Below are 25,015 nucleotides of genomic sequence, written 5' to 3'. Positions count from 1 at the left end.
TTGCCATACCTATTCATGTAAGAACTTTCCTTTTTGTGTGGCGAGTTCTTTTATTGTTCAACTGAGTGCAATGAAATATGCCCCTTATGAAAAAGGGGTATTAGATGATTGCTCGGGTGATAGGGTTGTTATGTATTTTCCAATGGTCATGGGCTGCAGAGTCATTTCAGTTCCAAAGCTATCGGGATGGATTCTTGCGCATGATGCTAATCACACCCAGCGTCCAGGGAGAGCTATTTTTACGGGGTGATGATAAATTGGTGCCATTACAAGGCGGTATAATCGAAGATTTGTTTACCCTGCGTATTCCAGTATCCTGTCAGTTATTAAGTTCGCAACAAACTATCTATTGGTCATCGCCAGGACGGCCACTAATCAAGGGTCAGGTGCCGGCACAGTCGTGCAAGCGTCTCCCTGAGTTGCCATTGAAATTGCCGGTTCGGGTTTTTTCCAAAGGTGGGAAATGCCTGATCGATACTGCGGGTAATACTTTGTGGCATACAGCATCTGAATTGGCAAAGAAAAATCGTGCGTCTGTCTATCAAAATGTTTACGCATTATTTCTTACAAATAAACCCGCCTTTGCGGGGCAAGATATTCATCGGTTACGTACTCAGGTTCTTCATTGTCCTGATCCAGCATTGTTTGAACATATCGATGCTGAACATGCCCGCCAGCTATTTAAGGAAGGACTACTGTTGCAAAAACAATAAAATCTATAATGAATTGAAAGCCATATTGCGATTGTTTTCGTCATTTTATACTGAATCAGTCTCAGCCTATTGCATAGGCTACCCTCCCTATTGGGCGTTTTTATGCCGATGTTACCACTCTCGCCTATTCAATTAAGTTGTTGTCATGTTGATGACTTTTAAATGAGTTTTTAAACGCATAAAAAGCATAGTATAGTTGCCTTTTATTTAGAGTGGTGCGCAGTTTTGAGATATTTATAACTGTGGTTTTATAAATATACAGAACAAGAATGTGTAGTAATGTTATACTAAGGCAGATGCCATGATTTCATCATGGCATCTGCCTTAATTGTTGTGTTATCTCAGCCTGGCAAAGCCAGGTATTAATTTGGTTAATATATTGGCAGCATCAATTCCAGATACCGGTAAGAATGATTTTTCCACTCTGATGAACGAGCCCTTCCCAGTCATCACCGCTCACTGTTTTTCTGGTCATATTGTCAGTGAGTGAAAATTGCAGGCCCAGGTCATAGAAGCGGGTATAACCTATACCCCCCTCATCCCATTCTTGTGCTGGTCGTGATTCAATAATCTTTCTGGACCTCAGGTCTATGGGAGGACCATTACACTCTATGGGCGTGGATACCGGCTGGTTACCAGCAGAGCTGAAGATGATGCTGGTAGGCACAGGCACTGCCCGGGAGGATTCGATTTGTCCGTCCGGGTAGAAGGTACACCGACCCTGATGGGGAATACCGACATCTTGCGTGACTTTGACCTCCAGTCGGGCCGCATTGGTATAACCGGTTTCCGACAGCTCGTAGTTAAACACCAGATTGTCCTTGCCCACCTCACCGGTCTGATAAGGCGATGGGTTACCATCGGCCGACTTGATGCTCACTGTCTGTGCTCGCGGTATAAACTCAAACCCTCCCCTAAAAGGTATGGATAGACCAAACAGGTAACCGGTTGAATATGTGGCATACAGTTCCGCAATGTCATCGAAATGTATTTTATTTTGCTTGTACATTCTCTTGAGAAGTGCATTATTGAAAAATACTTTAATCTGTTCTGTTCCGCTCCGGCTTCTAATCCTTGCTGAGTTCACTATAGTTGTATTCCCAGGATAAATAGGCGCCCAGTTAATTTGTGGGCCAAACTTGAAGGCGATTAATTCATTGCTACCAGATAGTCTTTGCTTGAGAACCATAGAAAAGAAATATTCATCTAAGGGTGAATAAGGGGGATACGGAGCCGGTACCCAGCTTAGGTTGTATGAGGCAATGGTGCATGTGAGCCCATCGCTATCGCCCACCCTGTCAGCAATACAGGCGCCGCTCCCACCGGGGGCAGGAGTAGGGTTGCCATTGCTATCTATCACAATCTCTTCATTGATATCTTTGCTGACAAACTTGATGTGCCCGGCCTTATTGGTGGTTAATTTACGCACGCGCCAGTCGTGTGGCTGGGTTTGGGCGGTGCAACGATTGGAATTGTTTGTATCTTGGTAGATGCAATAGTGGAGGTCACGCACTATCGATGTGCCTACCGGCGCATCGCGCAGATACCAGAGTGTATTTTGCGATAATCTGCTGCTCAAACCATAGGAACTGTGCCCATAGTCGCTGAAGCCATAAAAGCCTTTGGCGTCTATCTGAGCAGGCCTCGCTCGTGGACTGAAACCGCTGCACCCCTGCCTAAAATTGCCACCATTATTATTGCTACACAGCAAACTTGCATACGGGAAGGAAATGGGGCCATCCTCCCATACATCCAGTTTGTAACCATCAGGTAAGACTCGTGGTAAAAAATTATCATCGTTACTAAAAGCCAACACTCCATTGGTCTTGTCCAGGTTATAGATGTTAACATCAGTAGGTTTAGGCGTACGAATGAGCAAATCGGGGTGCCCCTCTACGCTTACGATGACCAGATTCGATTCTTTGTCGATATAACGGACCGGGGTGTTGGCCATCACCTGGTAACTACCTAGCAGTAGCAGCAATATTTTGGAAAGATGTGTCATGAGTTATCCTGATATGTTCAAAATATGTCAACCCAGTCGTGTCTTGAATACTGTTTTCAGTCCGCGACGTTTAGGGATGCATCATCACGAAGAGAAGCGGATACGCTTATGCGTTAAGCTGGTGAGCATGCTTGACCTATGGTCATAAAACGGCGGTCATACACGATCAGCTTCTGATTGCCGGATTGTGAAATCTTGCTGTTATACCAAGTCTCCCCCGGTAGCAGATATTTGGTATCTGCCGTGCTGTCTGGTTCATCACAGCCTTGTTTGACAATAAACTCAAAGAAGGTGTTGCCTGTGTTGCGAATCGTCCCTTCGCTTTCATCGAGCTCGTAATTGAATTTCTCCTGACGGGGTCGCACCACCAGAATGGATTGCACCTCAATGTTCAGCTCCAGTGTACCTTTGCGATCGACGGGTGGTTTTTTTTCAAGCTGGGCTGCGGGTGATTCGACAAAAAAGACGCGATAGTAGCGCTCCTGATCATCCTTGGCTCCCTTGTAATAGAGTTTGACATTTTGCCTCTGCCCTTCGTGCAGTACAAAGCGTTTGGGGGTGTACAGCAGCTCACCGGGCAACATGGCCAATGGGTAGCCTTTGGCTGTGGGGTCGCTTATCTTCTGTGCTTTGACTTCATACACCTTGGGTAAACGGTCATTATTAATAATGGTCCGCGCTATCAAATCACTTGATGGTTCCATGATTGCTGTCATGGCACCTATATCAATGGCTGTGACGGGGAGCCCCCAAACCAGCGAGATCAAACACAAGAAAGTACGATACATATCTATCTCTTCCAATAATAAGTTCTGGTGACCTTCATCATGGCCTGGGGCATTTTGCTATTCACCATCTGTCGATCATTCGATGAGTGACCGGAGCTTTGATTGTCATCAACATTACCCGGAGTGATACATCCTTCCTTGATAAGGTGCTGCTTGTACCACCTTTATCGGTCTCACAAGCCAGCTGTCCTCGGTTTCGTTTTCAATTAACAGGAAATGATGGCGTCGTGCTTAATCACAATGACCCAATATCCGGTGCAGTCAGCGCAGCGTACAACCATTGCGTCGAGCAAAGAGAGGTCTTCACGGTTAATTCCTTGTCACCATCGCATATGTCGGCAGCCCCTTGCAGGTAATGACCCCTATCCAGGCGGCGCCAGTCTGCTCTTCAAGATCCAACTCCGCCTCACAAAAATCACTGCCGCGGCGGAACATCAACATGGGGTTGGCTTTATCCACATCCAGAGAGAACTCCCCTGCTTCATTGGTGACCGTGCTGCCGATGTGATTATCCAACCTGGCATTGGTCAGCAGGCTGCCATCCTCTGCCTTGATGATGCCAAACACTGTGACCATCTCTTTGATATTGTTGCGCGCATCCAGGGTGGCCACGTTGCCGGGAAACAGGGTGTAACGTTGTTTACCGGTGTTTATTTCATAGCTGTCCATGCTGGTTTTGCTGTTGAGCAGCTCGATTTCATATTCCTGATAGGGTTGCAGGGCCAGGAAGGTTTTCTCACCTTGCAGGGGATAGTCCTGGCCATTGACCTTGGCCAGCATTTGTCCACCACCAGATAACCCGGTATCGATAAGCACGCCAGCGTTGGCCTCGTTCCTGCCTGATGCTGCCAGGTGTTCACCCGCAGTGGCGATCGAGCCCCGTGCGATCAGGTTGCCGTTAAGATCACCCTGACTGCTGCGCGACAGACTGGAGGTGCCGCTAATGACTTGATGCTCGAAGCCCAAGGTACCCGAGAGGGCGGGGGAACCTCGTTCATCACCGTTCAAGACCTTTTGGACGTTGAGAGAAGCCAGGTTGACAACCCCCTCCAACCGCTGCTGGTAGTTGAGGTTGGCAATGCTCTGGCCCTGTTCGTTGCTGCTCATGCCCATGCTGAACAGCTGGCCCAGCGGCAAGCTGTAATCGAGCGTGATGCTCTTGTTGCTGTTGCTACCGATGCGGTCATCATTGCCGCTCTGCACGCTGGCGCGCATCGACAGGTTGCCATAGCGACCGGAATAGAGGTGCTGGTAGTAGTCCAGATAGTTGCGTGTGCTGCCTATCTCTTTGTCATGGGTAGTGCTGAACGAGAGTTGGCCCAGGCCATTCAGCCAGCCGCCAAGGCTCAAACTGAGTCCTGATGAGTAGAGGTGGCTTTCGCTGAGGTTAAGGCGTGAGCCGCTGCTCAGCTTCTCTTGTGAAGCCCAGAGTGACACATTGTCGATCGGTTGTACGCTGATGTTGCTACCTGCTCGCCAGGCGCTATCAGAAGAGGCCATGGCCTGGGCGCCCAGGTTGATGCGTTCATGGGCCTGCCACTGTATCCCGCTTTCAGCAACAACGGCCTGGTTGAAGGCATAGCTGGTACCGGAATAGGTGAGGGCATCCAGGGTGCGAGAGAAAGATACGCCCAACAAGGGAGAGTCACCCTGCTCATCTGAGGTTGATTCCATCCAGCCCCCCCACCACTGCCAGCCCCAACGGCCGACGAACTGGTTGCCCCCTCCCAATTTGGTGACGCGCTGGGTGCTGGTGTCGGTCAAACGTCCATCAACATAGACTTCAACGGTGACGTTATAGACACCACCAGGGAAGGAAGTGGTATCAATACTCTGGTTGCCGATATTGAGGTTCTGCAGCCCAATCAGACGGCCATCCCGATAGATGCGCGCTTCGCCGTTGGCGGGCATAAAGACCTGCACCGGGGTCGTGGATTGGTTGGCGTTCTGCTGGCGAGACTGGGCCTGGTTGCCATAAGAAGCACCATAGATACGTCTGCTGTTCAGGGCTGTGACCATGCCCAATGTTTGCAAATCCCAGGTCGATACCATGCCAGCGGCCAGACGACGATCATCCAGATCCCGCTCGTACATGGCACTGTAAAGTGTGCCGCTTTGCTGTGGCTCGCCCAGGTTGAAGAGAGAACCATCCAGCGTCATGTGATGCGCCCCGTAGCCGAAGGTACTGCCAAGCTGGACAAAGTTGGAGTCGAGATAGCCGTAATCCGTGTTGTTGAAGGAGTAGCCCAAGTTGTAACGATGCACGCTGGTCAGCGCCTCTACACTGGGTGTCAGGCTGGTGCTTGAATCTTGGGTAGCGGCCATCCCAAAGGCATCGCGAGAAACTTCTATATTCAACTGCATGGTGAGCAAATCCAGCTTCATGCTGGCATCGGAATTGACCTCCAGATGACCTTGCTCATCAAAGGTGCGTTGTTCGCTATCGGCAGAGAGGGTCGAGACCAGCGCCTCGTTGAGCTGCGTCTGTTGCTGGCTGGCACCGAAGTCGATATTCAGCAGTTGCAACTGCTGTTCTCTGAGCACCAGAGTGGCACTGCCAATCGGATCTGAGGTGAGGGTTTCTTTCCCGCTCAGTTCATCCCGATAGTGCAGTAGCACAGGGACTGACAAACCATCGCGCAGTGCACTGGCAAAACTGGCTGGAATGATGACATTGGCAAGGCGCAACGGTGCGATCGATTCTGCGGCTGCGCTGGTGGCAAGCAATAGAGCGGCAACACTGACGGCATATTGTTGAATCCAGGGGCGCATCATTTATCCAAAGTAGTGATTAGTCTGCTGCTTGAGCTGGTCGCTGCAAGGTTACTTGACGGTGGCAAAGTCTTTGCCGAGCCAGAGACCGACGTGACTCTTCTCGTGATTGGTATCAACCCGTTTGAAGACGCGCTGTTTGCCCGGCAAGTCGTAATAGGTCTCTTTGCACTGCTTGCCCGGTTGGTCGCGGCAAACACCATAGGCCACCACCCGATAAGAGGCATTGCCCCGATTGGTGAGCTCGCCATGGCTCAAGAGATAGTCAAAGCGTACCTTGCGTGGGGTCACCACCAGAATGGTGCCGATCTGGGCAGAGGTAGTGGCCATCGCCTGACGACTCTCGTTGCGCTGCTCATCCATGGAGAGCGCCGTATCGCGCCAGGTGATGCGGTAGTAACGCTCCTGGTCATCAGCGGGACCTTTATAGAAGAAACGCACGTTGTTCTTCCCCTTGGCGGGCAACATCATGCGTGCCGGTGAGAGCAGCAATTCACCCTCTACCTCCATCGGAATGTCTACCCCTCCTTCTTCAGGGGATGAGATACGCGAGATATTCACCGTTACCAGTCGAGCCTGGTCACTGTTGTTTTCAATCTCTTTGGCCACTTCGGTTTCATTGCTATCGATAAAGGTCGTGACCGACCCTACGTTGATCGCATTGACCACCGGCAGATAAAACAGGCCTGCCAGCAGAAAGATCGTGAATCGCATGATGGTGTTCCGTAATTAAAAAAGGGGGACCAGATTGGCCCCCCAGTTGGAGTCGGGTGGCGTGTTTAGGCCCAGCTGGCGACAAACTCAACGCTGACCTCACCAGACCAGATACCGTCAGGCAGGGTGGTGAATGGAGCGTTTGTCCCATTGACGGTGGCGCTGTCGATATTGAAGCTGAAGGCGGCCTGAGCACTGGTGCGCTCACCAGCGGTATTGGCGCCCTGTGCAACTGGTGCCAGGTTGCCACCATTGATGCCGGCTGCGGTGTCAATCAGGGTGGTGTAGCCTGTGGAAGCGACCGGCTGGCCCATCCAGAACACACCCACATCGACAGTTGAACCGCCGCTCAGGTGGTTCAGGGTACCGCTCAACTTCTTGGCCTTGAGGGTAAATTCGGTCAGCTCAGCGCCCACCTCGCCGGCATTACCCTGAACGCTAACGTCGAACAGGCCATCGACGGTGTTAAAGCCCTTGATGCCTTCGGCATATTGGAATGCGAGGCTGCCCAGCGGAGTGACGACCAGGTCGCTACTGGTATCTTTCTTGGCTGTGGCTTTCCAGGTTGCAATGGAAGGAGGTGCTTCAACTGCAGCATGGGCAGCAGTTGACGCAAAGCCAGCTAGAACGATGGCGATCAGAGTCTTTTTCATTATAAATCCTCGGTTGTTTTTATATTCTGGTGATTGAATATGCGTTCTCGTGGTCTTGGCTGGTATGCAATGCACTTATTATCGGAATCTCACCGCGACATGCCTGTTTGCCAAGATGGAAAAATATTAATCGGCCATGTTTCGAGATGCGACCAAAAAGCATGTAGGACAATTCCTAAGGTGCATTTAAAAAACAACAACGGGGTTTGTTGTTTTTTTGTTGGTTATTTCGTCGACTGTTGTTGCATCGATGTTTTGGCAGGGATGCTTGAAACAATCTATTACGAAATAGTTATTGCTAGACATAACAATGTGTTAAGTGGTAATCGAAAGTACCTTTGCTTTACCATTCATTAACGTATAGTTATGTAGGGAATCTTATAAAGGCATTAATTATCAATGATTTACAAGTAGATCTTTCTCTCCGTTAGCGATGGCCACATTCAGCTATAATCATGATGCATCAGACATTCATGTATTAGCTCCAGCAGTAAATGCCAGATAAGATTCATGATTGATGAGGCGTTCATTAAGCTATTAGAAAGCTTGGCTATGGCTTGATACGCCTTAGGAACTCAAGTAAAGCTAAGAATAGACAGCATTATTTTGGTTTTCAGTTGGAGCTGTCCTGGAGGGAGCATGAGAAAAGTATTGGTTGTGGATGATCATCCAGCAATAAGAGTTGCCATTCGCATATTGTTGCAACAAGAAAATTATATAGTTGCGGGTGAGGTTGATAATGGTGTTGATGCCCTGTCAGTTTTTAAAAAAATCAATCCGGATATTACTATCATTGATATCGGAATTCCAAGTTTGGATGGTATAGAAGTGATTAAAAGAATTAGAATGGAGGGATCGCCTGCTATTATCATTGTTTTCTCCGCGCTCGATAGTCAACATAATATGTTAAGGTGTTTGCAAGCCGGAGCAGATGGTTTTGTCTCAAAATTAGATGATATTATGATGCTTAAAAAGGCTATATTGAAATGCCAGAGTCAGAAAAAAGCTTTTCCAAAAAAAGTTATGCATCATGGGAAATATGCAGAGCTAATTGATGGAGATAATATTTTCAGCACCCTATCAAGTCGAGAAATGACAGTGTTGCGCAACCTCTGCCTTGGCAAGGCAAATAAGGAAATTGCTATAGATATGTTGCTTAGTGAAAAAACCATCAGCACTTATAAAGCACGACTGATGGCAAAGTTAAATGTTTCCAATATTGTGGAGCTAATAGAACTAGCAAAGAGCAAAAGTCTTTTTTGAGTGGACGCCAATGAAAATGAACAGCTTCATTAAATATCTTGCTATTATGCTGGTGATACCTTTTTTTAGCTTTGCATCATCGAAAGACGAATATATTAAAATTCATTCTCGTGAGAAATCGTATAACTATAAAAACACCTTGCCGGCATTTAATGCTGAACAACTAATATGGTTGCGTAAAAAAGAGCAATTGGTATTGGCTGTGCCATTGCCTGATAACCCCCCCTTGGATATTACCATTCGCTCAGAAAACTATGAGGGTGCAACGGCCGATGTACTTGGATTGCTGTCGAAAATTCTTGATATAGATATTTTTGCCAAAAAATACCCTTCACGTGATGCCGCGATCATGGCTGTCAAGATGGGTGAGGCTGACATGATCAGCTCTGCCAATGGGTATGAGATAAATAATGGATTGTTATTAACGGATGTCTATCTTGAAGATCAGCCGGCTCTCTATAAAAACATCAGTGTAAATAATAAAAAGATAAAAAATATTACGGTGGCAGAAGGTTATTTGCCTATGGCCGAAATAATAAAAATATTACCTGGTGTGAAGATAGATATACATGCCTCAAAATACAGTGCGGTAGCTGCGGTTGCCTATGGTGAGGCTGATGCCGTATTGATTGACATGATATCAGGTAACTTTATTGTCAATAAGCTTTATCAGGACAGTGTGCATCTGGTTAGACCACTTTTTGCGCAGACCAATGGTTTTGCATTTGGACTCAAGTCTGATGATGATCTCCTAAGAGATATAGTGAATATTGCTCTCCGTGTCGTCACCACGTTCCATCATGACTCTATTTTGAAAAGATGGAGTGGTGGGGGCCTATCTATCGAATCAAAGCCTGCCATGCTGACGGAAGAGGAATGGCAATGGATCAATAGCAAAGGGGAGCTTAGAATTGCGGTAAATAAAGGGGCACCGCCACTGAGCTTTATCGATGTCAGAGGTAACCTGCATGGCATCTCTCTGGATGTATTACAGGTGATTGGTGCCAAGCTCGGCATTCAGGTCACTCCCGTACCTATCGGCTCTTCTCTTGAACAGCTAGAAAGACTGGGGCGCAGAGAGGTTGATGCCATCGTCATTACCCCGACGAAAGCTCGTGAAGACACGCTGCTGTTTAGCCGTGCGTTTATGCTTGATCCCATTGTGATGGTCGTTAAGAAAAATCCACAGCGACCATCTGCCAGCGAGATATTAGAACGTGGCCGTATTGCGCAGATTGAGGGTGCTCGATTGGAATATCCTTATGGGGGCCAGCTATCAGTCAATAAGCCAGTATGGGTGAAAAAACTTACTGACGCGGTGGAATGTGTCTTCTCTGAACGATGTGATATGGCACTGGTGCCACTGCGAGCAGCCAAGTATCTGATTAACTCAGAATATTCAGATAGCTTGATCATTGCTGGTGAGCTTTTTGATTCGATGCCAATAAGAGCATCCTTTGCTGTCAACCAAGATCAGTCAAACCTGATTGGCATCATCAATAAAGTATTGGCCTCCATCCCACCTGATGAGCTGGATATATTGGCATCTCGCTGGCGAGTCAGTGCAAAACATGATGAAATGTCTTTTTATGAGTTTATAGTTATTTATGCTAAGTATATTTTTGCAGCACTGCTGACGCTGGTATTAGCCTTTTTTTGGATACTCTATTTGCGCCGGCAAGTCAAGCTGAGAAAAAAAGCGGAAATAGAGCTGAATGCACAGCTTAACTTTATTGAAGAGTTGGTGGATAGTACTCCCCATCCTATTTATGCTAGGGATGTAACAGGTCGCTTGATACTCTGTAATAGCAGTTATGCGGCATTTTTTGATGTTGAAAAAAGAGACTTAATCGGCTTGACAATAGAAGAATGTGAGCGACGCTGGCCATATATGTCAGTCCTTGGCGATGTTTATCGAGGGACTCTTCAGGATGCAGAGCCCAGAGATGGCGATCATGTATTGCTGCTGACCGATCGAGTTTTAAATATATATCACTGGATACAGGTTTTTCGTGGCCTTTCAGAAGAGGTCGATGGTGTTGTCGGTGGCTGGATAGACATCAGTGAACGAGTCTCTTTGATCGAGAGACTAGATAATGCAAGCCGTGATGCTCAGGCGGCCAGTCGTGCCAAGTCAACCTTTTTAGCCACAATGAGCCATGAGATCAGAACGCCGATGAATGCCATCATTGGTTTGCTTGAGTTGACATTAAGAAAGGATGGCTTGAATACGGAGGACCGTGATGCAATTCGAGTCGCCTATCAAGCGTCGCATGATTTACTAGGGTTGATAGGTGACATACTGGACCTTTCAAAAATTGAATCAGGCAAACTGGAGCTGTCTCCATCACCGCAACAAATCAATGTGCTTAACCAGTCTGTAATCAATGTTTTTTCTGTCGTAGCACGTCAGAAGGGACTGACCTTGAAATTATACGACCAGCATGATGTGGCCGTCATGGTTGACCCTATTAGGTATAAGCAGGTGCTTTCCAACTTAGTGAGTAATGCCATTAAATTTACCCGCCAAGGCGGTGTCGAACTGGCGGTTGATTTACGGCCAGATGGAGAATGGTGTGACATCACCGTAAGTGTCGCTGATACCGGGATCGGGATCAGTAAGGAAGATTTGGAGTATCTGTTTTTGCCCTTTAGTCAGGCTACGCAACCTGCCGATATACAAAAATCTGGCACCGGGTTGGGACTGATGATCAGCCGGACTCTGTGTCAGATGATGGGAGGTGATCTGGAAATAAACAGTGAGCTGGGACTGGGGACAAAGGTAATCGTGTCGCTTCGTTTGCCTCTTGCGGAAACCTTGGCTGTCCGAGAGTGTGGCTCAGAAGAGAGGTTTACTCCGTCATATGACAATGCGGGATACCGTATTCTTGTTATTGACGATCACCCGACAAATCTCTTGCTGGTCAGCCAGCAACTGACATTTTTAGGTCATGAGGTGCTGACGGCCAGCTCAGGTAAATCCGCTCTGCAACTGTTGTCACAGGAGCCTGTTGATATCATCATTAGCGACTTCAATATGCCTGATATTGATGGTTTGGAATTTACCACTTTGCTGCGCCAGCAGGAGCGAGATAATGAAGCCGTGCGTACCGTAGTGATTGGTTTGACTGCAGATGCTCGCCAAGATCAAGTGCAGAGGGCCATGGAGGCTGGGATGGACGATTGTTTGTTCAAGCCCGTGAGTCTCGATGACCTCAAGGCATGCTTGGCTACCCACCACCCAGGGAAAATATTGCTGGCTCCTGAAGATATGGCTACTCGATTCATGCATAAATTGAGCAAGCTTACGGTAGGGAACAGTGAGCTGATGAGCGTATTGATTAATGAGTTTGTCACTGCATCTGAACAAGACATGCAGCATCTTGCTGAAGCCTGTATGCAAGGTCATAGCCAGAAGTTCTTGGCCCAGCTGCATCGTTTGAAAGGGGGGGCCAGGATTCTGGGAGCGGATGAATTGGTTGCCTGCTGTAGCGAATGGGAGCAGTCACCTCGTCTGTCGGTTTGCATGCCCGCAGCATTGAGACAGGTCCGAAATATGTATCAACAGGTAAAGGCTGGGGTCGATTATTGGAATAAAGCACACAAAACGAGAGGGGAGTAACCCCTCTCACTGCGGTCTTAGGCGATTACCAGTAGGCTACTAGCTCATACCCACTTTCGGTTAGCTGCCCAGCAGACTGGGCCGTTTGTTGATATGAAAGATAATATTGTTCCGTTGCTGGGACTGACTGGTACTTTGTAGTGAGCTTTTTGCCATTAAGCATCACAGTGGGGGTATCACTTGCCGTCGACAAGGTGCGAGCTTTAAACGTTAACCCGCTATCGGGAGAGGTTAGCTTGGCTGCCAATACTTGAGCCGCCGGGTTTGTTGTGGAAATGGCTTGTTGCCCCGGATGCAGCAAGCTGACGGAGGATTGGCTGTCTTTGCTGGCTGTTGCTTGCCAGGTCACTGTCTGGCTCAGTGTTTGTGCCTCGACCTGGTTGGCAATCAGCAGGGTGGGGAGTGCAAGCAGCAGGAAGTTCTTTTTCATGATGTGTATCTCCTGTGTGGTGGCCCCGAATGGAGTCAATTTCTCTATCGGCGAGCATTAGAAAAAGCTTAGACCGACCTGGAGTGGCACAATGCGCAGCCTTGTTGTTTTACATGCGGGAGAGGTGCGGGTGTTGCTCGAAAATCAAATGATGTTGTTGGCGGTGTTCGAACGGGCGGCGCTGATGCTGATGACCCTCTTCTTCCTGACCCGCACCCGGCCGTTCCAGCGGCTGTTCCAGAAGCGGGATCACACCCCGGCGGAGCTGGTGCTGGTAGCCTCCATCTTCTGCCTGTTTGCGGTGTTCAGCACCTACACCGGCATTCCGGTAGAGGGGGCGCTGATCAACGTGCGGATCATCGCCATCATCTCGGGCGGCATTCTGTTCGGCCCCTGGGTCGGCATTCCGGCCGGGGTCATCTCCGGTCTGCACCGCTATCTCATCGACATGGATGGCCACACCTCGATCCCGTGCCTCATCGCCAGCATCATCGCCGGTCTGCTCGCCACCTGGCTGCACCTGCGCTGCCGCAAGTCGCGGCTCTGGCTCTACGGCATTCTGGCGGGGATGCTGTGCGAAGGGCTCACCATGCTGCTGATCTGGCTGCTGACCGAGCCCCACGAAGTCGGGGTGGAGATCGTCAACCATATCGCCTATCCGATGATCGCCGGGGCGCTCTGCATCGGCCTTATCATCAAGCTGGTGCAGGATCTGGATGACGAGAAGGAGCTGATTGCCGCCAAGCAGGCCAAGCTGGCGCTCGATATCGCCAACAAGACGCTGCCCTTCTTCCAGAACATCGATCGCCACTCTCTCAGTCAGGTGTGTGATGTGATCCGGCGCGACATCAGCGCCGATGCGGTGGCCATCACAGATACCCATGACGTGCTGGCTTATGTCGGGGTGGGCAAGGACTATTACGAGCTGGATGAGCACCACGCCATCAGCGGCATGACCCAGCAGGCGGTGCTGCTCGACCAGATCATCATCAACAACGATCTGCGCCAGTATCACCTCTCCGATTTCCACTCGGTCATCATTATTCCGCTGCGAGAAAACGGCTCGGTGAGCGGCACCCTCAAGATCTACTACCGCCGCACCCACAGCATCACCAGCTCCCTGCGGGAGATGGCGGTGGGCCTCTCCCAGCTCATCTCCACCCAGATGGAGGTGTCGCGCATCGAGCAACTCAAGGAGATGACCCGCAAGGCGGAGTTCACCGCCCTGCAGAGCAAGATCAACCCGCACTTCCTGTTCAATGCCCTCAATGCTATCTCGTCGCTGATCCGCATCCGGCCACAGCAGGCGCGCCAGCTCATCGCCAATCTGGCGGACTACCTGCGCTACAACCTCAACAAGGGGGATGAGCTTATCGACATTCAGGAGGAGCTGCAGCAGGTGCGTGACTACGTGGCAATCGAGCAGGCCCGCTTCGGCGACAAGCTAGAGGTGGTGTTCGAGGTGGACGACGTGCACATTCAGGTGCCGAGCCTGCTGTTGCAGCCGCTGGTGGAAAACGCCATCCTGCACGGCATCCAGCCCCGCAGCGCGCCGGGCCGGGTCACCATCGAGGTGAAACAGCTGGCGGGCGGCATCCGGGTATCGGTGCGCGATACCGGTTACGGCATCAGTCAGGCGGTGATCGACGGGGTCGCCGCCGGTCGGGTGGAGAGTCGCAGCATTGGCCTGATGAACGTGCATCAGAGGGTCAAGCTGCTCTATGGTGACGGCCTGCACCTCAAGCGGCTGGAGCCGGGTACCGAGGTGAGTTTCTATCTGCCGGATCAGGAGTCGATGCCATGCTGAGAGCCATCATGGTTGAGGATAAGTGTGTGCCGCGAGAGGTGTTGTCATGCTGAAAGCGATCATTGTGGAAGACGAATGTTTGATTCGTGAGGAGCTTGCTTCTCCTGTGCTCCTTCAGGGGGCAATGTCATGTTGAAAGCGATCATAGTGGAAGACGAGTATCTGGCTCGCGAGGAGTTGATCTATCTGGTGAGTCAGCACAGCCAGATCGAGATAGTGGCGAGCTTCGAGGATGGGCTGGAGGCGTTCAAATACCTGCAGGATCACGAGGTGGATGTGGTGTTCCTGGATATCCAGATCCCCTCCATCGATGGCCTGCTGCTGGCCAAGAACCTGCACAAGTCGAGCCATCCGCCCCACATTGTCTTCGTTACCGCCTACAAGGAGTTTGCGGTGGAGGCGTTCGAGCTGGAGGCGTTCGACTACATCCTCAAGCCTTACAACGAGCCGCGCCTCATCAATCTGCTGCAAAAGCTCGAGCATGCGGGCAAGTCGCAGCCAGCCTCCACGGGGGAGGCGAGCGGCGAGGGGAGCAGCCCGCACAATCGCACCGTCAATCTGGTGAAGGGGGAGCGCATCATCGTCACCCCCTGCGAGCAGATCTACTACGCGGAAGCCGACGAGAAGCTCACCTATGTCTACACCCGCGATGATCGCTACGTGATGACCATGACCATCAGCGAGTTTGTCAGCCGGCTGCCGGCCGAGGGGTTCTTCCGTTGCCACCGCTCCTACTGCGTCAACATCAACAAGATCCGCGAAATCGTCCCCTGGTTCAACAGCACCTATCTCATCCGGCTCCATGATCTGCCGTTCGAGGTGCCGGTCAGTCGCAGCAACATCAAGGCGTTCCGTCAGCTGATGCGGCTCTGATTGTCATTCATTCCCGCCGATCTGCATTTCATGCCTTAATCGATCGGCGCGAACTGCGTCTTGCCTATAGTGGCCTCAATTTCCTTAAGGCCATCGACCGAGACGCATCATGACCAAAGAGATGAATCGCACCCGGTATCTGACACTGATCGGTACCATTATCACCCAGTTCGCACTGGGTTCCGTCTACACCTGGAGCCTGTTCAACGCCCAGCTCTCCGACAAGCTGGACGAGCCGGTGAGTCAGGTCGCTTTCGCCTTCGGCCTGCTCAGCCTCTCGCTGGCGGTCGCCTCCTCCATGGCGGGCAAGCTGCAGGAGCGGTTCGGGGTGCGTAACGTGACGCTGGGTGCTGGCGTGCTGCTCGGCATCGGCTTCTTCCTCACCGCTCACGCCAGCAATCTGGCCATGCTCTACCTCTGCGCGGGCATTCTGGTTGGTTTTGCCGACGGTACCGGCTACCTGATGACCCTCTCCAACTGCGTGAAGTGGTTCCCGGAGCGCAAGGGGCTGATCTCCGCCTGTTCCATCGGGGCCTATGGTCTCGGCAGTCTCGGTTTCAAATACATCAACCTGCTGCTGCTCTCCAGCTCCGGCCTTGAGACCACCTTCCAGCTGTGGGGGCTGATCGCCATGTCCATGGTGCTGGTGGGCGGCATGCTGATGAAGGATGCGCCCAAGCAGGCCGCCTCCGTGCAGCAGAGTGAGAGCCGTGACTTCACCCTGGCCGAGGCGATGCGCAAGCCGCAGTACTGGATGCTGGCGCTGATGTTCCTCACCGCCTGCATGAGCGGCCTCTATGTCATCGGCGTGGCCAAGGATATCGGCGAGAAGATGGTGGGCCTGCCAGCCGTGGTCGCCGCCAATGCCGTCGCCATCATCGCCATGGCCAACCTGGGTGGCCGTCTGGTGCTGGGTATCCTCTCCGACAAGATGTCCCGCATCCGGGTCATCACCATCGCCCAGCTGATTACCCTGGCGGGCATGGCGCTGCTGCTCTTCGTGCCGCTCAATGCCAACCTGTTCTTCGTGGCGGTCGCCTGTGTGGCGTTCAGCTTCGGCGGCACCATCACCGTCTACCCCTCGCTGGTGAGCGACTTCTTCGGTCTCAACAACCTGACCAAGAACTACGGTGTCATCTATCTGGGCTTTGGTCTGGGCAGCATCATCGGCTCCATCGTGGCCTCCCTGTTTGGCGGCTTTATGGCGACCTTCCACCTGATCCTGGTGTTGCTGGTGGTGGCGCTGGTGCTCTCCCTCACCATCCGCCTGCCGGCACCGGTAGCGGTCGAGCGGGCCTGATAAGTCTCCCTGCCACAGTAAGCAAAAACAGAGACCCGGGCATAGCCCGGGTCTTTGCATTTCCGATGGTCGATCAGCGCGGCGTTAGCCCCAGCAGCTGGCGGGCCTGACGGCAGCTCTCTTCCACCGTTGACCAGTCGTCACCGGTTACCGTGATATGGCCCATCTTGCGGCCGGGGCGGGGGTCGCCCTTGCCGTAGAGGTGCAGATGCAGGTCGGGCAGCGCCAGCAGGGTGGCCCAGTCGGGCGTGCCGCTTTGCCAGAGATCCCCCAACAGGTTGATTAACAGGGCTGGGCGCACGGCAATCTGCTCCGGCAGCGGCAGATCGCACAGGGCCCGCACCTGCAACTCGAACTGGCTGCATGCGGCGTTGTCGAGGCTGGGGTGACCCGAGTTGTGGGGGCGGGGCGCCAGCTCGTTGACCAGCAATTTGCCTTCCACCAGAAAGAACTCCACCGTCAGCACCCCGACGTAATCGAGGGCGACAATCAGCCGCTCGGCGATCGCCTTGGCCTCGCTCTCCAGCACCGGCACATTGGCCGGGGAGCGGGTCTGATCGAGAATGCCGCCGCAGTGCCAGTTCTGCACCAGTGGCAGGGAGCTGATGGCGCCGCTCGGGTTGCGCGCCAGGGTCAGGGCAAACTCCCCCTCCAGCGCCAGCCGTTTTTCCAGCACGCAGGGCACGCCACTGGCTGCCAGCGCCGTCGCCAGCTCATCCAGATCGCTCACCTGCCACTGCCCCTTGCCGTCGTACCCCTCGCGGGCCGTCTTGAGAATGGCGGGGAAGATTTCGCTGGCCTGTGCGGGGATGGGCTCTTCCGGCAGTAGCGCCAGATAGGGGGCGATCGGGATGTTTGCTCCTCGCAGAAAGGCTTTCTCCTCGCAACGATCCTGACAGATACGCACCGCGCTGGCGCCTGGGCGCACCGGCTTTTGTTTTTCGAGCAGTGCTAGGGTGGCGGCAGGCACGTTCTCGAACTCGCAGCTGATGGCATCGCAGCGGCTGGCCAACTCGACCAGTGCCCCAGTGTCGTCATAGGGGGCGACAATATGATGATCGGCGGCGGCACCGGCGATGCTGGCTGGGTCGGGATCCAGCACCACCACCTTATAGCCGAGCCGATGGGCGGCCATCACGAAGTAGCGGCCAAGCTGGCCGCCCCCCAGCATGCCGAGGGTGGCGGGTGGCAGGATCATGTCGGCTCCTCCAGTTGCAGCGCCAGCACCCGATCTCGCTCGTGGGTGCGGAAGTCGTCGAGCTGCTGCCGGTAGCGGGGGGCGTCGTCGTCTTGTGCAACGGAGAGCAGGGAGACCGCGAACAGGGCGGCGTTGGCAGCCCCCGCCTCGCCTATGGCGAAGGTGGCGACCGGCACCCCCTTGGGCATCTGCACGATGGAGAGCAGGGAGTCCATCCCCTTGAGATGACGGGAGGGGATGGGCACCCCCAGCACCGGCAGGGTGGTTTTGGCGGCGACCATGCCCGGCAGGTGGGCGGCGCCACCGGCCCCGGCGATGATGGCGCGCAGGCCGCGCTCGCGGGCAGTGGCGGCATACTCAAACAGCAGATCCGGGGTGCGATGGGCCGAGACTACCTGCGCCTCGTAGGGCACGCCGTGCTCCTTGAGGATGCGGGCGGCGGCCTGCAGCACGGGCCAGTCGGAGTCGGAGCCCATAACCAGGCCGATCAGGGGAGGGGTGTTCATTTTCTCTGAATCCTTGCTGTTAAACGTTTGCTTTTGGTGGGCAAAAGAGCCGGCAAGCCGGCTCAGAATTTCTCGGGTCGCACGATTTCGACCGGTTGCAGAAAGGCGATCATGGCGTAATCGGGGTAGTAGCGACTCTGCAGGTGTGCCAGCAGCCGCTCCGCCTGCTCCCGGCTGCAGATCGCCTCCAGCCTGATGTTGCCGCTCTCGCTCCAGCTGGCGTTGCGCTCGCCATGATCCCCCCGGCCGCGGGCATCTGTGATGGTGTAGCCGCGCAGCCCCTCGCGGGTGAGGGTGCGCAGCAGGGTCGGCTCCAGATTGGCTTCCGTAATGACGGTCAGCAGGGTGCGGGTCTCGGTCTGCATGTGGCTACTCCGTGAAGTGGCGGGCCCAGCTGTGGTAGAGCGGGATCCCCAGCATGATGTTGAACGGGAAGGTGACCCCCAGCACGGCGCTGAGGGACAGCCCCGGGTTGGCCTGAGGCACGGCGATGCGCATGGTGGCCGGCACGGCAATATAGGAGGCGCTGGCCGCCAGGGTAGCCAGCAGAGTCAGGCCACCGAGAGAGAGGCCCATCAGCTGGCCAGCTGCCAATCCCAGTCCCGCCGAGGCGAGCGGCATCAACAGGGCGAAGCCGAGCAGGAAGAAGCCATGCTTGCGTAAGTCCTGACACTGACGGGCGACGATGAGGCCCATCTCCAGCAGGAACAGTGCCAGCGCCCCCTTGAACAGGTCGACAAACAGCGGCTTGAGCGGAGCAATTCCATCCGGCCCGGCCAGATAGCCGATGGCCATGCCGCCCAGCAGCAGGGTTACCCCTTTGCCGAGGAAGGTCTCGTGGGCCAGCATGCGCCAGCGGGTCTCGCGACTGATGCCGCGGGCCAGCACTATGCCCACCAGAATGGCCGGGATCTCCATCACAGCCAAGAAGATGGAGAGCTGGGATTCAAAGCTGATGCCCCGTTCGGTGAGCCAGTTCACTCCGACCGCGAAGGTAGCGACGCTGACCGAGCCGTAGTGGGCGGCGGTGGCGGCGGCATCGACCCGGTTCATCTTGAGGCGCAGCACGGCAAAGCCGAGCAGGGTCTGCACCACGCCGAGCAGGATCACCAGCGCCAGTTGTGGCAGCAGAGGTTGCAGGGATTGCTGGGCCAGACCGACGCCGCCCTTGAGGCCGATGGCCAGAAGCAGAAAGAGGGAGAGGGTGTCGTAGAGGGCAGGCGGCAGTTTGAGCTCGGAGCGCACCAGACCGGCCAGCAGACCAAACAAAAAGAAGAGTACAACAACGTCCAGCATGATGGTTCGCAGGGCAGTTCAGATAATGGTTGCATGCTAGAGCCCGCAATGTTTCGATAAAATCAGATTCTCGCTGATGGTTGTTCGGTAAAAACTGATAGGGAACGGCATGCTCAACTACAAACAGCTCTACTACTTCTGGCATGTGGCACGCAGCGGCAGCGTGACGCAGGCCGCCGAACAGCTGCATCTCACGCCGCAGACCATCAGCGGTCAGGTCGCCGAGCTGGAGCAGTCCCTCGGGGTGGCGCTGTTCAACCGGGTGGGGCGGCGTCTGGTGCTGACCGCCGCCGGACGGCAGGCGCAGGAGCAGGCGGGGGCGATTTTCTCGCTCGGTGCCGAGCTGGAGCACACCCTGCGCCACGCCAGTCAGGAGCTGACCATGCAGGTGGGGATCGCCGATTCGGTACCCCGCACCCTGGCGTTCGAGCTGCTGGCTCCCGCCATGGCGCTGGCGACGCCGCTGCGGCTGGTATGCCACGAGGAGCGGGCCGAGCAGCTGTTCAGCGAGCTGGCCCGTCACAAGCTGGATATGGTGCTGATCGATCGCCCGCTTCCCCCCGACAGTGGCGTGCGCGGCTACAACCACGAGCTGGGGCGCAGCCCGCTGGCGCTGTTTGCCAGCCCGGAGCTGGCGGCTCGGGCGCGGGACGGCTTTCCCGCCTCGCTGGAGGGGTTGCCGCTGCTGATCCCCGGAGAGAAGTCTGCCACCCACGATCGGCTGCTGGCGTGGTATCGCCAGCAGGGCATTCATCCCCATCTGGTGGGGCAGTTTGATGACTCCACCCTGATGAAGTCGTTCGGCAAGGCGGGGATGGGGATCTTCCCGGCACCGCTGGCAATGGCTGACGAAATTGGCCGCCTCTACGGGGTGGAGCGAATTGCGACCCTCACCGATGTCACCCTCTCTTACTATCTGGTCTCGGCAGGACGCCATCTCTCTCATCCCGGGGTACAGGCGGTGATGGAGGGCGCCCAGCAGCGGTTGGCGGCGCTGGCTGGCAATAAATAGAAATCTGGATGGCTATACATCCAGCTTGGCTCTGCCTATAATCCTCCCGCTTTGGCGCATCATGCTTAATAGGGAATCCGGTGAAAATCCGGAGCTGGCGCGCAGCGGTAAGGGGGAACGAAGCGACATCAGGGCACTGCCGTCAGGCGGGAAGCCGTCGCCGTAGGCCATCAGCCCCCGAGCCCGAAGACCTGCCAGAGTTCGTATTTCGGGCCGAGAGAAACCGGCCACGAAGTAGATACTTACGCGAACTTAAGGATCTCTCATGTCGAAGAAATTTCTGGCGGCTGCCCTGTTGCCGACGGCGGCGTTTGCCCAGCAGCTGACCATTCCCGTCAATCCCACCATGGTGGTGACCGCTACCCGCGTCGCCCAACCTGCCTCCAGCGTTCTGGCCCCGGTCAATGTGGTGACCCGGGACGAGATCGATCGCCTGCAAGCCCAGACCGTGACCGATGTGGTCAAGACCCTGCCCGGTGTGGAAGTGGTCAGCAATGGTGGCCGAGGCCAGCTCAGCTCGCTGCGGGTGCGTGGTGGCACCTCTTCCCAGACGCTGGTGCTGGTGGATGGGGTACGCAGTGCCTCCCTGACCGCCGGGATGACCGAACTGAACAATCTGCCACTCAATCAGGTCGAGCGGATCGAGTATATCCGCGGCCCGCGCGCCACCATCTACGGCTCCGACGCCATCGGTGGGGTGATCAACATCATTACCCGTCCCGACAAGGGGACAAATCAGCACAAGTTCAATATCGGTGCTGGTTCCCATCAACAGCGTCAGGCCGCTTTCAGTAGTGCCAGCCAGGTAGGTGAGGCGGGTCAGCTCAAGGTGGCTGGCGGTTTTGATGATGAAGAGGGTTACAACGTACACCCCTTGCCCGGCATCAACGATGGTGACCGTCACGGGCATCAGGGCTACAACGCCATGCTGGACTACCAGCAGGCGCTCGGCAGCAATTGGGATCTGTTCGGTACAACCCGCTGGTTCCGCAATGTCGCCCAGTACGACCGCTCTTCTGCGGCTTCCGCCTGGGGGCCTGCCACCCATCAGCGCAACGAGACCTGGACTGAAAACCAGAGCTATCAGCTGGGGTCGCGCTATCACGATGATCGCTATCTGAGTGAGTTGCGTGGCGCCTTCTCCAAACAGGATGCGTACGACTATCAGGACAACAGTGGCCGCGATCAGGCCAATAACCGGACCTACACCCGCCAGTACAGCCTGAACTGGGTCAACAGCTTGAAATTGAACGAGAGCTGGACGCTGGGAGGCGGGGCCGATTGGCAGAGTGATCGACTGGATGATCGCTCCCGCTCCTCCGGCTCCACGTATCCGGCCGACGCCAAAGAGCGTGACAACAACGGCCTCTATGCCCTTGCTCAGTTCGACAACCAGACCTGGCAGGCCGAGCTGAGCGGCCGCAGTGATGACAACGAGCAGTTTGGTCGTCACAACACCTGGCAAACTGGCGCAGGCTGGCGTTTTGTCGAGGATTACCGCCTGAGCGCCCGCTATGGCACCGGTTTCCGCGCCCCCTCCTTTAATGACCTCTACTATCCGGGCTCTGGCAATCCTAACCTGAAGCCGGAAGAGTCGAAGAGCAGCGAGCTGATGCTGGATGGTCAAACTGCGGGTGTCGAGTGGCGAGCCACCGGTTATCGCAATGACTTCGAACAGATGATCCAGTGGGCTCCCAACAGTCAGGGGATGTGGACACCACAAAACGTTGGCAAGGCGCGCATTGAAGGGATCGAGCTGGAAGGGGAGTTCGACACTGGCTGGTTGAGTCATAGGGTCTCTGCCGAGTATAAGTCTCCCAAAGACAAGGTGACCGACAAGCAGTTGCAGCTGATCTCCCGTAAAGGGGCCAAGTGGGTGACGCAGGCGCAGTGGCAGCAGTTTGATGGTTCATTGAGCTGGATCTATCAGGGGGAGCGCTATGGCGATGTGGCCAACACCACCAAACTCGGTGGCTACAGCGTGTGGAATCTGGCGGTCGGCTACAAGGTCACCCCGGCGCTCAAGGTATCTGGCAAGATCAACAACCTGCTGGATAAGGAGTATCAGACTGCAGTGGGGTATCCGGCCGATGAGCGCGCTTACTACGTGACGATGGATTACTCACTCTAAGCCGGACCCGGCCAAGCGGAAAAATCTGGGGCCCTGCTATTGGCAGGGCCTTTTCTATTGGCGGCAGGCGGGAGTATGATCGCCGCCTTGCACCAAAGGGGAGCTCAAGTGGCCAATATTCTCGTGTTTGATTCCGGTATGGGTGGCCTGACCATCTACCGCGAGATCCGCCGCGTTCTGCCGGCACACAACTATTTCTACTGCTTCGATAATGCCAACTTCCCCTATGGTGAATTGAGCGAGCCCGCCCTGATTGCTGCCTGCACCCGCTTGGTGACCACCATGGTGGCCCGTCATCATATCGATCTGGTGGTGATTGCCTGTAATACGGCCAGCACCATAGCGCTGCCAGCCCTGCGTGAGGCACTGGATATTCCTGTGGTGGGGGTGGTGCCAGCCATCAAGCCTGCCGCTGCACAGACTCGCAATGGTTGTATCGGTCTGCTGGCTACGCCAGGCACTGTGAGCCGCGACTATACCCACGAACTGATCGCCCAGTTTGCTCCCGGCAAGCGGGTGCTGCTCAAGGGCACCACCGAGCTGGTCATAGAAGCCGAACACAAGCTGGCGGGCTTGCCGGTCAATATGGCGTTGCTGCGCGAGGTATTGGCCGACTGGCTGGATGGGGAAGAGCAGCCGGATACGCTGGTGCTCGGTTGTACTCACTTCCCGCTACTTAATGAAGAGATTGGGCAACTGATGCCGCAATGCCAGCTTATTGACTCGGGCAGTGCTGTTGCCAAACGGGTGGCCTGGTTGCTGAACAATGGCGGGCATGCCACAGTGCAGCCTGTACATATAGAAGAGGTAATTGCCAGGGCTTACTGTACCCGGCTGGATGGGGAGGCTCAAAAACTGACAGCCCCCTTGCAAGCATGGGGGCTGTCATCACTGGAAGAGGTGAAGTACTGACGAGCGGTTAGGCGTCAGTTTCGCTACCTTCTCTTTCCTCTTTATCACGTTTGTCATTCGCTTCACGCACCTTGAGGGTGCGCTGCTGATACTCTTTATCATTCAAAGCGGCAATCGCTTTGGCGGCATCGGCGGCGGGCATCTCCACGAAACCGAAACCTCTGCGCTTGCCGGTTGCCTTGTCTTTCATCAACCGCACGGAAATGACCTGGCCCTGTTCGGCAAACAATTCGCGCACTGCGATCTCATTGGCGCGATAGGGCAGGTTGCCTACATATAAGGTGCAAGTCTCCTGATTGGCGATCGACTCGGCAACATTAGCCGGGGTTCGCTTCAGGAACAGCGGTACCACGAAACCGCCGATGGCCAGACCTGCTGCAAAAATCACTTCCGCTTTCAAAGAGAACTGCAGGGCCTGGGCAACCAGGTAGCCAACCACTGCCAATACCAGAGCAAGGATTGCGGCCTGCATATATACGGGAAACTTGGATAAATTCATCTTAAAAGACCTTTTGTAAATGAAAGCAAAAAAGGTGCAACACTATATTCACCTCCATGGTAACCAGCTTTCCTGATTGGCGCTACCATGGACCACTCGGGAGAGGTTATCGGCTCCAGTATGGCATTCCCAAGGTCACTGAAGGCGACATAAATGACGCTAAAATGGGAGTGAAACAACCGGATTGTGGATAACATTGTATATATACACTGAATAAGCTGTTTCTAATTGAATAATTTGAAATTTTCGTGATTATCTTCAAAAAAAAGTCTTGTCATCGCAGCGCCGCCCCCTATAATGCGCCCCTACCAGCACGGCGGAACACGCCGGACTGATGAGCCAGCTTCCTAGCGAAGTGGGCGCCGAAAGAAAAGCGAAAACAACTGCTTGACTTTCGAGGTGAGAAGCGTAATATGCGCCTCCTCAACGCGACAAGCGTGACGTTCTTTAACAATTTGAATCAAGCAATCTGTGTGGGCACTCACAGCATCGAGCATCAAAAACAATTTTTGATTTTCAAT

General features: G+C 54.1%; 20 protein-coding genes and 1 riboswitch. Of the genes, 9 read left to right on the top strand and 11 right to left on the bottom strand.

Annotation, left to right across the window (positions count from 1 at the left end):
- Nucleotides 1-104 precede the first annotated feature (104 nt).
- Nucleotides 105-713, top strand: a complete 609-nt coding sequence (locus G5193_RS18265) for a hypothetical protein (RefSeq protein WP_421203633.1) — start codon at nt 105-107, stop codon at nt 711-713.
- Between the two features lie 388 nt (nt 714-1,101).
- Here the strand turns inward: G5193_RS18265 and G5193_RS18260 are convergent, their stop codons facing one another.
- The 5 genes from G5193_RS18260 to ecpA form a co-directional block, all read right to left on the bottom strand.
- Nucleotides 1,102-2,718, bottom strand: a complete 1,617-nt coding sequence (locus G5193_RS18260) for a hypothetical protein (protein ID WP_421206751.1) — start codon at nt 2,716-2,718, stop codon at nt 1,102-1,104.
- A gap of 113 nt (nt 2,719-2,831) precedes the next feature.
- Entirely contained in the window at nt 2,832-3,506 is a 675-nt protein-coding gene (locus tag G5193_RS18255) for a fimbria/pilus periplasmic chaperone (RefSeq protein WP_421206749.1), read from the bottom strand.
- A gap of 309 nt (nt 3,507-3,815) precedes the next feature.
- Nucleotides 3,816-6,278 carry a TcfC E-set like domain-containing protein gene (locus tag G5193_RS18250; RefSeq protein ID WP_421206747.1) on the bottom strand — a complete coding sequence of 821 codons (2,463 nt, stop codon included), beginning with the start codon at nt 6,276-6,278 and terminating at the stop codon, nt 3,816-3,818.
- Nucleotides 6,279-6,329: 51 nt separating this feature from the next.
- Nucleotides 6,330-6,992: a hypothetical protein gene (locus tag G5193_RS18245; protein ID WP_421203626.1), complete on the bottom strand. Its 663-nt coding sequence runs from the start codon at nt 6,990-6,992 to the stop codon at nt 6,330-6,332.
- Nucleotides 6,993-7,057: 65 nt separating this feature from the next.
- On the bottom strand, nt 7,058-7,645 hold the full coding sequence (gene ecpA, locus G5193_RS18240; RefSeq protein WP_421203624.1) for a common pilus major fimbrillin subunit EcpA: 588 nt from the start codon (nt 7,643-7,645) through the stop codon (nt 7,058-7,060).
- A gap of 639 nt (nt 7,646-8,284) precedes the next feature.
- On the opposite strand from ecpA, the gene G5193_RS18235 reads away from it, so the two are divergent.
- Nucleotides 8,285-8,908 carry a response regulator gene (locus tag G5193_RS18235; protein ID WP_421203623.1) on the top strand — a complete coding sequence of 208 codons (624 nt, stop codon included), beginning with the start codon at nt 8,285-8,287 and terminating at the stop codon, nt 8,906-8,908.
- Between the two features lie 10 nt (nt 8,909-8,918).
- Nucleotides 8,919-12,530: a response regulator gene (locus G5193_RS18230; RefSeq protein ID WP_421206745.1), complete on the top strand. Its 3,612-nt coding sequence runs from the start codon at nt 8,919-8,921 to the stop codon at nt 12,528-12,530.
- A 25-nt stretch (nt 12,531-12,555) separates the two neighbouring features.
- Here G5193_RS18230 and G5193_RS18225 read toward each other — a convergent pair whose 3' ends face one another.
- Nucleotides 12,556-12,960, bottom strand: a complete 405-nt coding sequence (locus tag G5193_RS18225) for a hypothetical protein (RefSeq protein WP_421203620.1) — start codon at nt 12,958-12,960, stop codon at nt 12,556-12,558.
- 133 nt (nt 12,961-13,093) lie between these two features.
- On the opposite strand from G5193_RS18225, the gene G5193_RS18220 reads away from it, so the two are divergent.
- The 3 genes from G5193_RS18220 to G5193_RS18210 all read left to right on the top strand — a co-directional run bounded on the left by G5193_RS18220 (nt 13,094) and on the right by G5193_RS18210 (nt 16,940).
- Nucleotides 13,094-14,767, top strand: a complete 1,674-nt coding sequence (locus G5193_RS18220) for a sensor histidine kinase (RefSeq protein ID WP_160880862.1) — start codon at nt 13,094-13,096, stop codon at nt 14,765-14,767.
- Nucleotides 14,768-14,896: 129 nt separating this feature from the next.
- On the top strand, nt 14,897-15,640 hold the full coding sequence (locus tag G5193_RS18215) for a LytR/AlgR family response regulator transcription factor (protein ID WP_421206743.1): 744 nt from the start codon (nt 14,897-14,899) through the stop codon (nt 15,638-15,640).
- A gap of 109 nt (nt 15,641-15,749) precedes the next feature.
- Nucleotides 15,750-16,940, top strand: coding sequence for an L-lactate MFS transporter (locus tag G5193_RS18210; protein WP_040069602.1), 1,191 nt, complete (start codon nt 15,750-15,752; stop codon nt 16,938-16,940).
- A 73-nt stretch (nt 16,941-17,013) separates the two neighbouring features.
- On the opposite strand, the gene G5193_RS18205 is transcribed toward G5193_RS18210, so the two are convergent.
- The 4 genes from G5193_RS18205 to G5193_RS18190 form a co-directional block, all read right to left on the bottom strand.
- On the bottom strand, nt 17,014-18,138 hold the full coding sequence (locus G5193_RS18205) for a 5-(carboxyamino)imidazole ribonucleotide synthase (protein ID WP_421206741.1): 1,125 nt from the start codon (nt 18,136-18,138) through the stop codon (nt 17,014-17,016).
- Nucleotides 18,135-18,644: a 5-(carboxyamino)imidazole ribonucleotide mutase gene (purE, locus tag G5193_RS18200; protein ID WP_335832887.1), complete on the bottom strand. Its 510-nt coding sequence runs from the start codon at nt 18,642-18,644 to the stop codon at nt 18,135-18,137. The genes G5193_RS18205 and purE overlap by 4 nt, the downstream gene beginning before the upstream one ends.
- Before the next feature lie 62 nt (nt 18,645-18,706).
- A complete protein-coding gene (locus tag G5193_RS18195; RefSeq protein WP_005321666.1) occupies nt 18,707-19,009 on the bottom strand; it encodes a P-II family nitrogen regulator in 303 nt (100 codons plus the stop codon).
- Nucleotides 19,010-19,013: 4 nt separating this feature from the next.
- Nucleotides 19,014-19,940, bottom strand: a complete 927-nt coding sequence (locus G5193_RS18190; RefSeq protein WP_040069609.1) for a sodium-dependent bicarbonate transport family permease — start codon at nt 19,938-19,940, stop codon at nt 19,014-19,016.
- A gap of 109 nt (nt 19,941-20,049) precedes the next feature.
- On the opposite strand from G5193_RS18190, the gene G5193_RS18185 reads away from it, so the two are divergent.
- The 3 genes from G5193_RS18185 (at nt 20,050) to murI (ending at nt 23,995) form a co-directional block, all read left to right on the top strand.
- Nucleotides 20,050-20,952: a LysR family transcriptional regulator gene (locus G5193_RS18185; RefSeq protein WP_107683393.1), complete on the top strand. Its 903-nt coding sequence runs from the start codon at nt 20,050-20,052 to the stop codon at nt 20,950-20,952.
- Nucleotides 20,953-20,987: 35 nt separating this feature from the next.
- Nucleotides 20,988-21,166, top strand: a riboswitch (cobalamin riboswitch).
- A gap of 51 nt (nt 21,167-21,217) precedes the next feature.
- On the top strand, nt 21,218-23,083 hold the full coding sequence (locus tag G5193_RS18180; RefSeq protein ID WP_421206738.1) for a TonB-dependent receptor domain-containing protein: 1,866 nt from the start codon (nt 21,218-21,220) through the stop codon (nt 23,081-23,083).
- A 108-nt stretch (nt 23,084-23,191) separates the two neighbouring features.
- A complete protein-coding gene (gene murI / locus G5193_RS18175; RefSeq protein WP_216979762.1) occupies nt 23,192-23,995 on the top strand; it encodes a glutamate racemase in 804 nt (267 codons plus the stop codon).
- Nucleotides 23,996-24,002: 7 nt separating this feature from the next.
- Here murI and G5193_RS18170 read toward each other — a convergent pair whose 3' ends face one another.
- The gene (locus G5193_RS18170) at nt 24,003-24,494 is read right to left on the bottom strand and encodes an RNA recognition motif domain-containing protein (protein WP_005339200.1); all 492 of its coding nucleotides are present in this window, start codon (nt 24,492-24,494) and stop codon (nt 24,003-24,005) included.
- Nucleotides 24,495-25,015: the final 521 nt, after the last annotated feature.

This window comes from Aeromonas sp. 601027 (genome assembly GCF_049174455.1).
Lineage (GTDB): Bacteria > Pseudomonadota > Gammaproteobacteria > Enterobacterales > Aeromonadaceae > Aeromonas > Aeromonas veronii_A.
The sequence above is the reverse complement of the archived record's forward strand: the minus strand, read 5'-3'. Positions and strand labels throughout refer to the sequence as shown.

Excerpts from the sequence above, each read along its gene's own strand:
- G5193_RS18265 (WP_421203633.1), top strand. The coding sequence starts at position 105 with ATGATTGCTCGGGTGATAGGGTTGTTATGTATTTTCCAATGGTCATGG.
- G5193_RS18260 (WP_421206751.1), bottom strand. The coding sequence starts at position 2,718 with ATGACACATCTTTCCAAAATATTGCTGCTACTGCTAGGTAGTTACCAG.
- G5193_RS18255 (WP_421206749.1), bottom strand. The coding sequence starts at position 3,506 with ATGTATCGTACTTTCTTGTGTTTGATCTCGCTGGTTTGGGGGCTCCCC.
- G5193_RS18250 (WP_421206747.1), bottom strand. The coding sequence starts at position 6,278 with ATGCGCCCCTGGATTCAACAATATGCCGTCAGTGTTGCCGCTCTATTG.
- G5193_RS18245 (WP_421203626.1), bottom strand. The coding sequence starts at position 6,992 with ATGCGATTCACGATCTTTCTGCTGGCAGGCCTGTTTTATCTGCCGGTG.
- ecpA (WP_421203624.1), bottom strand. The coding sequence starts at position 7,645 with ATGAAAAAGACTCTGATCGCCATCGTTCTAGCTGGCTTTGCGTCAACT.
- G5193_RS18235 (WP_421203623.1), top strand. The coding sequence starts at position 8,285 with ATGAGAAAAGTATTGGTTGTGGATGATCATCCAGCAATAAGAGTTGCC.
- G5193_RS18230 (WP_421206745.1), top strand. The coding sequence starts at position 8,919 with ATGAAAATGAACAGCTTCATTAAATATCTTGCTATTATGCTGGTGATA.
- G5193_RS18225 (WP_421203620.1), bottom strand. The coding sequence starts at position 12,960 with ATGAAAAAGAACTTCCTGCTGCTTGCACTCCCCACCCTGCTGATTGCC.
- G5193_RS18215 (WP_421206743.1), top strand. The coding sequence starts at position 14,897 with ATGTTGAAAGCGATCATAGTGGAAGACGAGTATCTGGCTCGCGAGGAG.
- G5193_RS18210 (WP_040069602.1), top strand. The coding sequence starts at position 15,750 with ATGACCAAAGAGATGAATCGCACCCGGTATCTGACACTGATCGGTACC.
- G5193_RS18205 (WP_421206741.1), bottom strand. The coding sequence starts at position 18,138 with ATGATCCTGCCACCCGCCACCCTCGGCATGCTGGGGGGCGGCCAGCTT.
- purE (WP_335832887.1), bottom strand. The coding sequence starts at position 18,644 with ATGAACACCCCTCCCCTGATCGGCCTGGTTATGGGCTCCGACTCCGAC.
- G5193_RS18195 (WP_005321666.1), bottom strand. The coding sequence starts at position 19,009 with ATGCAGACCGAGACCCGCACCCTGCTGACCGTCATTACGGAAGCCAAT.
- G5193_RS18190 (WP_040069609.1), bottom strand. The coding sequence starts at position 19,940 with ATGCTGGACGTTGTTGTACTCTTCTTTTTGTTTGGTCTGCTGGCCGGT.
- G5193_RS18185 (WP_107683393.1), top strand. The coding sequence starts at position 20,050 with ATGCTCAACTACAAACAGCTCTACTACTTCTGGCATGTGGCACGCAGC.
- G5193_RS18180 (WP_421206738.1), top strand. The coding sequence starts at position 21,218 with ATGTCGAAGAAATTTCTGGCGGCTGCCCTGTTGCCGACGGCGGCGTTT.
- G5193_RS18170 (WP_005339200.1), bottom strand. The coding sequence starts at position 24,494 with ATGAATTTATCCAAGTTTCCCGTATATATGCAGGCCGCAATCCTTGCT.